Origin of the sequence: Paracoccus sp. M683 (assembly GCF_007096355.1) — a bacterium.
In the GTDB taxonomy this organism is placed as follows: Bacteria; Pseudomonadota; Alphaproteobacteria; order Rhodobacterales; family Rhodobacteraceae; genus Paracoccus.
Map to the genome: position 1 here is coordinate 190,686 of NZ_VKDF01000004.1, position 11,531 is coordinate 202,216.

Annotated in this window: 9 protein-coding genes; 3 read left to right on the plus strand and 6 right to left on the minus strand. The window is 62.3% G+C overall.

The features are described 5' to 3' along the window. Positions 1-64 precede the first annotated feature (64 nt). The 5 genes from FNJ84_RS07625 to FNJ84_RS07645 all read right to left on the minus strand — a co-directional run bounded on the left by FNJ84_RS07625 (position 65) and on the right by FNJ84_RS07645 (position 6,868). Positions 65-1,318 (minus strand): nitrate/nitrite transporter, encoded by a 1,254-nt coding sequence (locus tag FNJ84_RS07625; protein WP_255471098.1) that lies wholly within the window; start codon positions 1,316-1,318, stop codon positions 65-67. After that, positions 1,315-2,310 (minus strand): ABC transporter permease, encoded by a 996-nt coding sequence (locus FNJ84_RS07630; RefSeq protein ID WP_143792466.1) that lies wholly within the window; start codon positions 2,308-2,310, stop codon positions 1,315-1,317. Before FNJ84_RS07630 ends, FNJ84_RS07625 begins: the two co-directional genes overlap by 4 nt. Further along, positions 2,303-3,310, minus strand: a complete 1,008-nt coding sequence (locus FNJ84_RS07635; RefSeq protein WP_143792467.1) for an ABC transporter permease — start codon at positions 3,308-3,310, stop codon at positions 2,303-2,305. Before FNJ84_RS07635 ends, FNJ84_RS07630 begins: the two co-directional genes overlap by 8 nt. A 27-nt stretch (positions 3,311-3,337) precedes the next feature. Continuing rightward, the gene (locus FNJ84_RS07640; RefSeq protein WP_143792468.1) at positions 3,338-5,038 is read right to left on the minus strand and encodes a peptide ABC transporter substrate-binding protein; all 1,701 of its coding nucleotides are present in this window, start codon (positions 5,036-5,038) and stop codon (positions 3,338-3,340) included. 126 nt (positions 5,039-5,164) lie between these two features. Beyond that, positions 5,165-6,868, minus strand: a complete 1,704-nt coding sequence (locus FNJ84_RS07645; protein ID WP_143792469.1) for a peptide ABC transporter substrate-binding protein — start codon at positions 6,866-6,868, stop codon at positions 5,165-5,167. 273 nt (positions 6,869-7,141) lie between these two features. Between FNJ84_RS07645 and FNJ84_RS07650 the strand changes: the two genes are divergently transcribed. Both FNJ84_RS07650 and FNJ84_RS07655 read left to right on the plus strand, forming a co-directional pair. After that, on the plus strand, positions 7,142-8,974 hold the full coding sequence (locus tag FNJ84_RS07650) for an ABC transporter ATP-binding protein (RefSeq protein ID WP_143792470.1): 1,833 nt from the start codon (positions 7,142-7,144) through the stop codon (positions 8,972-8,974). A gap of 76 nt (positions 8,975-9,050) precedes the next feature. Next, a complete protein-coding gene (locus FNJ84_RS07655; RefSeq protein WP_143792471.1) occupies positions 9,051-10,217 on the plus strand; it encodes a M20 aminoacylase family protein in 1,167 nt (388 codons plus the stop codon). Positions 10,218-10,295: 78 nt separating this feature from the next. On the opposite strand, the gene efp is transcribed toward FNJ84_RS07655, so the two are convergent. Then, positions 10,296-10,859, minus strand: a complete 564-nt coding sequence (gene efp / locus FNJ84_RS07660) for an elongation factor P (protein ID WP_143792472.1) — start codon at positions 10,857-10,859, stop codon at positions 10,296-10,298. A gap of 341 nt (positions 10,860-11,200) precedes the next feature. Here efp and FNJ84_RS07665 point away from each other — a divergent pair, with 341 nt between their 5' ends. After that, positions 11,201-11,521, plus strand: a complete 321-nt coding sequence (locus tag FNJ84_RS07665) for a DUF6280 family protein (RefSeq protein WP_090735129.1) — start codon at positions 11,201-11,203, stop codon at positions 11,519-11,521. The last annotated feature ends 10 nt before the right edge of the window (positions 11,522-11,531 follow it).

The window sequence follows — 11,531 nt, forward strand, 5'->3', positions numbered from 1 at the left end:
CCGGTATGGCCGGCGGCGGGCCGATGAAAGACGGGCGATGAAAGCGGCCCGATGGGCTGATCGCTTACCGCCTGCCGCCGCCAATGCGGCTGGCCTGGGGCAGGCGGCGTAGCCAGATCATCGCGACCGCACCGATTATCGGGCCGGGCACCAACACCACGAAAGCCCATTGCCAGCCCCCCATCCAATCGGCGACGGCCGGCATCAGCCGCAGGCTGATCACGGTCAGGGCAAAGCCCACACCCATCTGAAATGCCAGGGCCGTGCCGACGAGGCGCTGGTCTGACAGTTCCGTCACCATGGCCGAGAACTGGGCGGAATCGGCGACGATCGTAAAACCCCAGATCAGGGCGACGACAACCAGTGCCCAGATCGGTCCTGCATACAGCACTCCGATCAGCGCCGCGCAGCTGCCTGACGCGGCCAGCATGATCGCCGTGGTTGCCGTCCGCCCGATCCGGTCGGCGATCCAGCCGCCAGCGACGCAACCCACGGCTCCCGCCGCGATGACGGCGAAGGTCAGCGCCGAAGCCATGGCTGGCAGCCCCAGCCCCGCCTGTGCCAGCGCCCCCGATGCGAAGGCCAGAAACCAGCCCCATACGGCATAAAGTTCCCACATATGCCCGAAATAGCCGGTATTGGCCAACATCAGCGGCTTGTTCAGCACGATGTTGCGCAACTCGGTCAGCGAAAAGGCCGCCGGGGCATAGCGATGTGGCCCTTCGCGGACCATCAGCACCAGCATCGCCGCCGACCCCAACGCAAAGACCGAGGTTGCCAGCACCACGATCCACCAGTCCAGCCCGGCGCTGGCGCTTCTGACCAGATGCGGGAAGGCCGAGCCTAGCGTCAGCGCCCCGGTGACAAAGCCAAGCGCCAGGCCTCGGCCAGTGACGAACCATGTCGTGATCAGCTTCATCGCTGGCGGATAGACGCCAGCCAACGCCGCGCCGGTCAGGGCCCGCAGGATGATGGCCGTGACGGGGCCGGGTGCCACCAGCAGCGCAAGGTTGAACAGCCCCGCCGCACAGGCCGATGCGGCGATCAGCGCCCGCATCGGCAGCCGATCGGCCAGTCCCGTCACCGTCAGGGCCAATGCGCCTGTCACGAAACCGATCTGGACCGCGATCGTCAGCCAGCTTGCGGCAATTTCAGTCATTTGCCAGCGCGCCGACAGCTCTGGCAGGACGGCCGTTGCCGAAAACCACGGGGTCATCGACAGCACCACCGCCGCGCAGATCAGCGCCAGGGCGCGCCAGCGGCCCGGTGCTGACGCGGAGACGGGATCAGCGGCGGCGGCGCCTTCGGTTACCTTCACCGGCCGCGGATGCGCGGGTCCATCGCGTCGCGCAGCCCGTCACCGATATAGTTCACGCAAAGCACCGTCAGCGAGATGAACAGTCCCGGCAGGATCACGCGCCAGGGATACAGCACCATCTGATCCACGGCATCGAACAGCAGGCGTCCCCAGGTGGGGAAATCGGGCGGAAAGCCCAGACCCAGGAAGGACAGCGCGCTTTCGGTGATGATGGCGGTGGCGATGCCAAGGGTGGCGGCAACCATGATCGGCGACAGCACGTTCGGCAGAATATGGCGAACGATCATCGAGGCGGGTGGCGTGCCGATGGATTTCGCGGCCAGAATGAACTCTCGTTCCTTCAGACCCAGAACCTCGCCGCGCACGATGCGGGCCGACTGCATCCAGCTGGTCGCGCCGATGGCGCTGACGATCAGCAGGAAAATTCCGGTGGCCGCGCCGAATGTCTGCGACAGAGGCTCGCGGAACAGGGTGACCATCAGCAGCAGCAAGGGCAGCAGCGGCAATGCCAGAAACAGCTCGGTCATGCGCATAAGCGGTGCGTCCAGCCGGCGGAAATAACCCGACATGACGCCGATAAAGCTGCCAAGCGTGATCGCCAGAACCATTGCCGTCAGCCCGACCGCGATCGACACCCGGCCGCCCGACATCAACCGTGCCAGCAGATCGCGGCCCAATTGGTCGGTGCCAAGCGGATGGGCCACGGAAAACCCCGAATTGCGGGCGCGGATGTCCACATAGGTCGGATCAATGGTCCAGATCAGCGGCCCGACGGATACGAACAGGATGACGCCGATGAACAGCAGCAGCGCGACCATGGCGCCCTTGTGGCTGCGGAACTGGCGCCAGACATCGCCCCACTGGCTGCGGCTTTCGCCGCCGGCCTGGGCCGGGTTGTCGGGGGGCAGATCGGCCGTGACGGCGGCATTGACGGCGGTTTCGTCGATCAGCTCGGCGGTGTCCAGCTGATGCTGGCGGTCGGTATCAGTCATAGCGGATCCTCGGGTCAAGGACGCCGTAGACGATATCGGCGATCAGGGTGAAGAGGACGATGAGGATGGCAAAGATGAAAGTCAGGGTCAGCACCATCGGGATGTCATTGGCGTGGATGGCACTGATCAGCAATTGACCCAGGCCGTTCACCTTGAACACCTGTTCGGTGATGATCGCCCCGCCAAAGACGGCGGGCAGGCCAAGCGCAATGACGGTCACGACCGGGATCAGGCTGTTGCGCAGGACGTGTTTCATCACCACGGTGCGTTCGCCCAGACCCTTGGCGCGGGCGGTGCGGACGTAATCCTGCCCCAGATTGTCCAACATGGATGCCCGCATGAAACGGCTGATCTGGGCGGCATTATACAGCGCCAGCACCGTCACCGGCATGACCATCTGCTTGACCTGATACAGGAAGCTGTCCCAGTCCCGCACGACATGGGTGGTGTCATAGATCGAGGGGAACCATTGCAGTTTCACCCCGAAGATGATGATCAGCACCACGCCGGTGAAGAAGGTCGGCATCGAAAAGCCGACCATGCTGACAAAAGTGCCCAGCTGATCGAACCAGCTGTATTGCTTGTAGGCCGAGATGATCCCGATCGGGATCGCGATCAGCACGCCGACCACATAGGACATGCCAACCACGGTCAGGGTCTGCGGCAGGCGCTGCGCGATCACGTCAAAGACCGGGCTGCGCGACTGAAAGCTGATGATCCGCTGCATGCCGGCGCTGTAGCTGGTGCCAAAGACCTGATCGAACCAGTGCAGTGGCTCGACCCAGAAGAACTGTTTCAGCCACAGCACATAGCGGATGTACCAGGCCTGGCCCAGACCAAGCGCCTCGCGCATGCGTTCCTTGACCTCGGGCGGGACCGTCAGCGGCACGTCGCCCAAGGGGTCGCCGGGCGAGGCTTCCAGCAGCAGGAAGATCACCAGAGAGATGAACAGCAGCGTCGGTATCGCCAGAAGCAGCCGACGGATGGTGAAACTCAGCATGTTGCAGGCCTCGCGCGGCTAGGGGTCTTACTTCACTCGGGTCCAGTCGGCGACGTTCCAGAACTCGGTGTCCCAGACATTCATCTGGAACCCGGCCAGCGCATTCGACACGGCCGAAACACGCCCGCGGCTGATCAGCGGCAAGGTGGCCATGCTGTCCTTGGTCAGCATGTCGTTCATCTGGCGCGACAGATCGGCGCGAGCCTGTTCGTCCGAGGTATTGGCCAGGTCCTTGATCAGCGCGTCATAGGCCGGGTCGCAATAGCGGCCGGTATTCTCGCCCTGCCACTGGCTGTCGGGGCCGGGGATCTTGTCGCAGGCGCGTTCGGCCAGATAGGTTTCGGGGTCGATACCGTCATAGACCTTGGTGAACATCTCGATATCGGCATAGAACTTGTTCATCGTGTCGGGCGACCCGACATCGCCGCCAAAGAAGACGCTGGCATCGACGATCTTCAGTTCGGTATCGACACCGATTTCCGTCCACCATTGCTTGATCAGCGCCTGGAAATCCTGACGCACGGCATTCACGCTGGTCTGGAACAGCAGCTTCAGCTTGACCCCGTCCTTTTCGCGGATCCCGTCACCGCCGACGGTCCAGCCGGCCTCGTCCAGCAGGGCCTTGGCGCCTTCGATGTCCTGGGTCAGGCAGTCGGTATTGTCCGATTTATACAGTTCGGGCGCGTCGACCACGTTGCAGGTGGGCGCGCCGGTTTCGCCATAGCCGACCTCGTTCAGCAAGGCGCGGTCGATGGCCATGGACAGGGCGCGGCGGACTTTTTCATCCGACAGGATCGGGTGCGGATGCTTCACGGTCGAACGCTCGCCCTCGGCCAGGCTGGGCGAGGGGTCGGTCAGGTTGATGATGATCTGCTCGACGATGCTGCCGAAATCCACGGCAAGCTCGCCTTTGCCCGCAGCCTGCATCTGGGCCACGACATCGGGCGCAAGCTGGATGTTCCAGGCATAGTCATATTCGCCGGTTTCCAGAACCGCCCGCGCCGCCGCCGCGGAATCGCCGCCGCCCTTCATGTTGATATTGGCAAAGGCGGGCTTGGCCGGGTCGCGATATTCGGGATTGGCCTCAAGCGCGGCCACGTCATTGGTGCGGAACTCGGTCACGCGGAAGGGGCCGCTGCCGATGGGGCCGAAATTCGCCTCGGTGCAGCTGGGCGCGCGGGCGCCGGTGCAGTTTTCGAACTGGGCTTTCTGGATGACCGGGTTCAGGGCGCCCACAAAGGCGCTGAACGGGTTCGGGCGCGGAGCATCAAAGGTAATCTTGATCGTCAGCGGGTCGACCGCCTCGATGGCGCTGATGCCCTCGAACTTGGCCAGCTGGGCGCAGCCGCCTTCGGGGTTCATGCAGTAATCCGCGGTGAATTTCACATCATCGGCGGTCAGCGGCGTGCCGTCGGACCATTTCAGCCCCTCTTTCAGCTTCCAGGTGATCGTGGTCAGATCTTCGCTGATGCCGCCATTTTCCTGACTGGGGATTTCGGCGGCAAGGGTCGGCTGGATGGTGCCATCGGGGGCAAAGGTTGCCAGCGGCTCGATGATCAGCGAGGCAGCCAGCATCTCTTTGGTGCCCGAGGACAGATAGGGGTTCAGCGTCGTCGGCGCCTGCCACAGCATCAGGTTCAACTGCCCGTCCGCGCCACGTTCGGCGAAGGCGGCGGTGGTCAGGCCCAGAAGGGCGGCGGTGCCAAGCGGCAGGATGGTTCGGATCATGGGGTCCTCTCTGTCATGTCGTCATGCTGTGTCGTCATGGCCTCGCCATTGCCTTGGGCGGCGCGCGGCCGCCCCCGGCGATGGCAAGGCCCCGGCCCGCCGGATGGCAGGCCGGGGCCGATCATATCATTCCTTGACGCGATACCAGTCGGCAGTATTCCAAAGCTCGCTGTCCCAGGTGTTCAGGATGACACCGCCCAGAGTGTTGGAATGGGCCGAGACACGGCCGCGATCGACCAGCGGAACGATGACCATGCTGTCTTTGGTCAGCATGTCGTTCATTTCCTTGGCCAGGGCCGCACGGGCCTCGATCTCGCCGGTTCTGCCCAGTTCGACGACCTTGGCGTCATATTCCGGGTCGCAGAAGCGGTTCACGTTCTCGCCCTGCCACTGATCTTCCGGGCTGGGGATCTTTTCGCAAGTATATTGCGCCAGATAGGGCTCGGGATCGGTGCCGTCGAAGTTGTTGGCATACATTTCGACATCGGCATAGAATTTCTGGAAGGTGTCGGGCGAGCCCGCGTCACCACCGAAATAGACCGAGCCGTCGATGGTCTTCAGCTCGGTATCGACGCCGATTTCCGACCACCACTGCTTGATCAGCGCCTGAAAGTCCTGACGCACGGCGTTCACACTGGTCTGATACAGCAGTTTCAGCTTCACGCCGTCCTTTTCGCGGATGCCGTCGCCGCCGACGGTCCAGCCGGCCTCGTCCAGCAGGGCCTTGGCGCCCTCGACATCCTGGGTCAGACAGTCGGTGTTGTCCGAGGCGAACAGTTCCGGCGCCGGCACCAGGTTGCAGGTCGCGCGACCGGCGGTGCCATAGCCGATTTCCGTCAGCAGGTTGCGGTCGATGGCCATGGACAGGGCCCGGCGCACCCGTTCATCGGACAGGATCGGATGCGGGTGCTTCACGGTCGAACGCTCGCCTTCGGCCAGGCTGGACGAGGGGTCGGTCAGGTTCATCTCGATCCGCTCGACCAGGGTACCAAAGCCGGTGACAAGCTTGCCCTTGCCCGCGGCCTCCATCCCGGCCAGGACATCGGGCGCCAGTTGCAGGTTCCAGGCATAGTCGAATTCGCCGGTTTCCAGAACCGAACGGCCCGCAGCCGCCGCATCACCGCCGCCTTTCAGCGTGACGGTCGCGAAGGCGGGCTTGGCCGCGTCGCGATATTCCGGGTTGGCCTCCAGCGAGACCACGTCATTGGTGCGGAACTCGGTCACGCGGAAGGGGCCGGTGCCGATCGGGTTGAAGTTCTGATCCGTGCAGCTGGAGGCATTGGCGCCCAGACAGGCCTCGAACTGGGCTTTCTGAAGGATCGGAGAGGTCGCGCCGGTAAAGGCGGTAAAGGGGTTCGGACGCGGTTCCTTGAAGTTGATCTTGACGGTCAGCTCGTCCGGGGTCTCGATATTGTCGATGCCCTCATAGCGGGCGGCCTGGGCACAGCCCACATCCGGGTTGATGCAATAGCTGGCGGTGAAAGCCGCATCCGCCGAAGTGACCGGCGTGCCGTCAGACCATTTCAGGCCTTCCTGCAATTTCCAGGTGATCGACTTCAGATCCTCGCTGATGCCGCCATTTTCCAGGCTGGGGATCTCGGCCGCCAGTTTCGGGATCACCTCGCCCTTCTCGTTGAAGCCCGCCAGGCCTTCCAGAACCAGGCTGGATGCCTCGACATCCTTGGTGCCCGACGACAGATAGGGGTTCATCGTCGACGGCGCCTGCCAGTAGATGATGTTGACGTGGCCATCGGCACCACGTTCGGCAAAGGCCGCTGGTGCCATGACCGCAGTTGCGGCGGCGCCCAGTAGAATCGTTTTAAGTTTCATATGGTTGGCTCCCTGTTTTTGAACCCGGTTCAAGGGGCGGACACACGCAGGGCGCGCAGCAAGAAGGCGTCGTTCTGATATGGCGGCGTCGATGGCCGTCACTCCCCTGATGTTTTGGTATCGGCCTCGTTAAGCGGGCGGAATGGCCTCACTTTCAGCGCAGACGGCTGTGGAAAGCAAGTGCTATCGCAATTCCGCCGCCAGCATGTTTCGGCTTTGACATTTTCCGGCGACCCGCTAGCCTTTGGCGCATCAGAAGAATTGGAACCGCCGATGCTGGACGAAAAACCTCTTGTTTCCATTGAGAAACTGCGTGTCGAGTTCGAAACGAACGATGGTGTGGTCGTCGGTGTCAACGATATCAGTTTCGATATCAAGCCGGGCGAATGTGTCTGTGTCGTGGGCGAATCCGGGTCGGGCAAATCGGTCAGTTCGCTGTCGCTGATGCGGCTGGTGGAATTTGGCGGCGGCCAGATCACCAATGGCCGGCTGATGTTCGACCGCGGCAACGGCGAGGTTGTCGATCTGGCCCAGCAGAAAACGCCGGTGATGCGCGATATTCGCGGCAACCAGATCGGCATGATCTTTCAGGAACCGATGACGGCGCTGAACCCGGTCTTTACGGTCGGGGATCAACTGACCGAGGGGCTGATCGTCCATCGCGGGCTGGAAAAGAAGCAGGCGCGCGCCAAGGCGATCGAGATTCTGAAGCAGGTCCGCATTCCCGAACCCGAACGCCGGCTGGACCAGTATCCGCACGAACTGTCCGGCGGCATGCGTCAGCGCGTCGTCATCGCCATCGCCATGGCCTGCGAGCCGCGCCTGCTGATCTGCGACGAACCCACGACCGCGCTGGATGTGACCATCCAGGCCGAGATCCTGGCCCTGATCGACCGGTTGAAGCGCGAAAAGAGGATCGCGGTTCTGTTCATCACGCATGACATGGCCGTGGTGGCGCAGATGGCCGACCGCGTTGTCGTCATGTATCGCGGCAACAAGGTCGAAGAGGGCCCGGTCGAGCAGATCTTTGAAACCCCGTGCGAAGATTACACCAAGATGCTGCTAGCCGCGGTGCCGCGGCTGGGTGAGATGACCGGCAAGGCCGCGCCCGAGCCGATGCGCCTGATGCGCGACGGCACGCGCGAGGCGGCGGATCCGATCATCTCGAAAGACCCGCGCACCTTGCTGGATGTGCAGCATCTGACGACGCGCTTTGCCGTCAAGGGCGGGGTGCTGCGGCGCACCGTGGCACGTGTTCACGCGGTCGAGGATGTGTCGTTTCGGATCAACAATGGCGAGACGATGTCGCTGGTTGGTGAATCCGGGTCAGGCAAGTCGACGGTGGCACGGTCGATTCTGCGGCTGGTCGAGCCTGAATCGGGCAGCGTGACGCTGGATGGCACCGATGTTCTGGCGCTGTCGCAATCGGCGCTGCGCAAGACCCGGCGTGACATGCAGATGATCTTTCAGGATCCCTTTGCCAGCCTCGATCCGCATATGAAGCTGTATGATCAGGTGGCCGAGCCGCTGCGCAACTATGGTATCGGCAACAAAAGCGAACGCGAGGACCGGATTGCCGCCCTGTTCGACCGGGTGGAACTGCCGCGCAGCTTCATGCGCCGTTATCCGCATGAAATGTCGGGCGGTCAGCGGCAGCGGATCGCCATTGCCCGCGCCCTTGCACTGCGCCCCAGGCTGATCGTGGCGGACGAGGCGGTGTCGGCGCTGGATGTGTCGGTTCAGGCGCAGGTGCTGAACCTGCTGATGGAATTGCAGCAGGAAATGGGCATTTCCATGCTGTTCATCAGTCACGACATGGCCGTCGTCGAACGTGTCAGCCATTATGTCGGCGTGATGTATCTGGGCCGCATCGTCGAGATGGGCACCCGTCAGCAGGTATTCGAGAACCCTCAGCACAGCTATACCAAGCAGTTGATGTCGGCAGTGCCGGTGGCCGATCCGCGGCAGAAAAAGATCAGCGAGGATCTGAATTTCAAGCCGATCCCGTCGCCGATCCATCCGATCGACTATCAGGCGCCGCCCTCGGCCTATCGCGAGGTTACACCGGGCCATCGCGTGCTGATCGACCCGGCCACGCATGAATGAACCGGTGCAACCGGCAGACCTGGCCCATTGCGACTTGCGCCCAAGACGTTAGGCTGCCCCGCAAAGGAGAGCTGATATGCCAGTCAAGAACCGATTTGCCGAATTGCTGCCCGAGATCACGGCGTGGCGGCGCGATTTTCACGAACATCCCGAACTGCTGTATGACGTTCACCGCACCGCAGGAAAGGTCGCGGATCTACTGCGCAGCTTTGGCGTGGACGAGGTGGTCGAGGGCATCGGCCAGACTGGCGTGGTGGGTGTGATCAAGGGCAAGACCGACAGCAAGGGCCGGGTGATCGGGTTGCGCGCCGATATGGACGCGCTGCCAATCATTGAACAGACGGGCGTTGAATATGCCTCGAAAACGCCGGGCAAGATGCATGCCTGCGGCCATGACGGGCATACGGCCATGCTGCTGGGCGCGGCGAAATATCTGGCCGAGACCCGCAATTTCGACGGCACTGCCGTGGTCATCTTCCAGCCCGCCGAAGAGGGCGGCGCCGGTGGTCTGGCAATGGTGCAGGACGGTCTGGTCGATCGCTGGAAAATTCAGGAATTTTACGGCATGCACAATATGCCGGGGATGCCGGTGGGCAGTTTCTCGATCCGTCCCGGCGCGATGATGGCGGCCGCCGATCAGTTCGACATCACCGTGACCGGCAAGGGCGGGCATGCCGCCAAGCCGCAATCGACCATCGACCCGGTTCTGGTGTCGGCCCATATCATCACCGCCTTGCAGTCGATCATCTCGCGCAATGTCGATCCGCTGAAGAACGGCGTTGTCTCGACCTGTGTGGTGGCGACGGATTCCACCGCCTATAACGTTATCCCGCAGGTGGTGCAGCTGAAGGGCACCGCCCGCAGCCTTGACCCCAAGGTTCGCGATCAGCTGGAAGAGGGCATCACCCGCATCGCTACCAACACCGCCGCCGCCTTTGGCGCCAAGGCAGAGGTCGTGTATCACCGTGGCTATCCCGTGACGATGAATGACGAACAGGCGACGGAATGGGCCGCCGATGTGGCACGCGGCATCGCCGGCGATATCGACATGACGATGGAGCCGATGATGGGCGGCGAGGATTTCAGCTATATGCTGAACGAACGCCCCGGCGCCTATATCTGGGTCGGCAATGGCGATACGGCGATGGTTCATCACCCCGCCTATAACTTCAACGACGATGCCATCCCCGCCGGCAGCAGCTGGTATGCCGGCATGGTCGAGACGCGGATGCCCGCCGCCTGATCAAGGGCCGAATTGAAATGAGAAACGCCCCGAAAGCCTGGCTTCGGGGCGTTTCATTTACTGCGGTGGTCCTGCGGATCAGGCGCGTTCGCTGTATTCGAACAGTTCGGTGTTGACGATGATATCCTCGCCTTCACCGACGAAGGGCGGGATCATGATGCGCACACCATTGTCCAGAATCGCCGGTTTATAGCTGTTGGCGGCGGTCTGGCCTTTCACCACCGGCTCGGTCTCGGCGACCTTGCAGGTGACTTTCTGCGGGATCGACATCGAAAGGGCTTCGTCGCCGTAATATTCGATCGTCGCGGTCATGCCGTCTTGCAGGAAGGGGCGGCGGTCGCCCAGCAGTTCCGCGTCCAGTTCGATCTGTTCGAATGTCTCGCTGTCCATGAAAACCAGCTTGCCATCGGATTCATACAGGAATTGCTGGTCCTTCTGGTCCAGGCGCACGCGCTCGACCTTGTCTTCGCTGCGAAAGCGTTCGTTCAGCTTGCGGCCGTCGCGCAGGTTTTTCAATTCGACCTGGGCGAAGGCGCCGCCCTTGCCGGGCTTGACGTGGTTGACCTTTACGGCGGCCCACAGGCCGCCATCATGTTCCAGCACATTGCCGGGACGAATCTCGTTGCCATTGATCTTGGGCATGGGAAACCTTGAAAGAATTGCTGATTTTTGTGGCAGGATGCCGGTTGAACGGCATTTGGGCGCACCTATATCGGGGCCAGAACGGGCTGGCAACCATTTGGGCCTTCAGCGCGTTCATATCAGGAAAACCCGGACCGTTCCGCAACCATAGGATGATGTTAGGCTGAAAGCCAAGGGTATGCTATGCGTCTGGTGCATGGCAGTTCTGCGCTGGGGGCCATACCGAATCACTCTCGCCATGGGCTAATCAAAGCGCCTAGCGCAGAACAGCCGGTCAGAAACAATACCGGCAAGGCCGCAACAAGCAGCCATCTGCCGATCAGAATAACAGGACGAACGACATGCGTGATTTCGTTGACGGTTCCGCTTTCAATTTTGAACAGGGCCAGCGCGCTCGGAAGTTGTTTGCGGCCGTTGTGCTTGCAGCCTTGGACGATGCGATTGCCGATGACAAGAAGTATGGCAATGGTCCAGAACAGATCGCCCGTTGGGCGCGTTCGCGCGATGGGCGTGAAGTGCTGTCCTGCGCGGGCATCGACCCGAACGAACGGGTGGTGAAAGGTCTGATGGAATTCGTGTCCAAGGGCGTGCGCACCTCGGTGGCACTGTCGCGCGAGGAAAGCGAACGCCGCATGGCCGCGGAAGAGGCCGAGGCCGCCTGAATCAAGGCAT

Coding starts and splice junctions, on each gene's coding strand:
- FNJ84_RS07635 (WP_143792467.1), bottom strand. CDS start 3,310: ATGCTGAGTTTCACCATCCGTCGGCTGCTTCTGGCGATACCGACGCTG.
- FNJ84_RS07655 (WP_143792471.1), top strand. CDS start 9,051: ATGCCAGTCAAGAACCGATTTGCCGAATTGCTGCCCGAGATCACGGCG.
- FNJ84_RS07630 (WP_143792466.1), bottom strand. CDS start 2,310: ATGACTGATACCGACCGCCAGCATCAGCTGGACACCGCCGAGCTGATC.
- FNJ84_RS07645 (WP_143792469.1), bottom strand. CDS start 6,868: ATGAAACTTAAAACGATTCTACTGGGCGCCGCCGCAACTGCGGTCATG.
- FNJ84_RS07640 (WP_143792468.1), bottom strand. CDS start 5,038: ATGATCCGAACCATCCTGCCGCTTGGCACCGCCGCCCTTCTGGGCCTG.
- FNJ84_RS07665 (WP_090735129.1), top strand. CDS start 11,201: ATGCGTGATTTCGTTGACGGTTCCGCTTTCAATTTTGAACAGGGCCAG.
- FNJ84_RS07650 (WP_143792470.1), top strand. CDS start 7,142: ATGCTGGACGAAAAACCTCTTGTTTCCATTGAGAAACTGCGTGTCGAG.
- efp (WP_143792472.1), bottom strand. CDS start 10,859: ATGCCCAAGATCAATGGCAACGAGATTCGTCCCGGCAATGTGCTGGAA.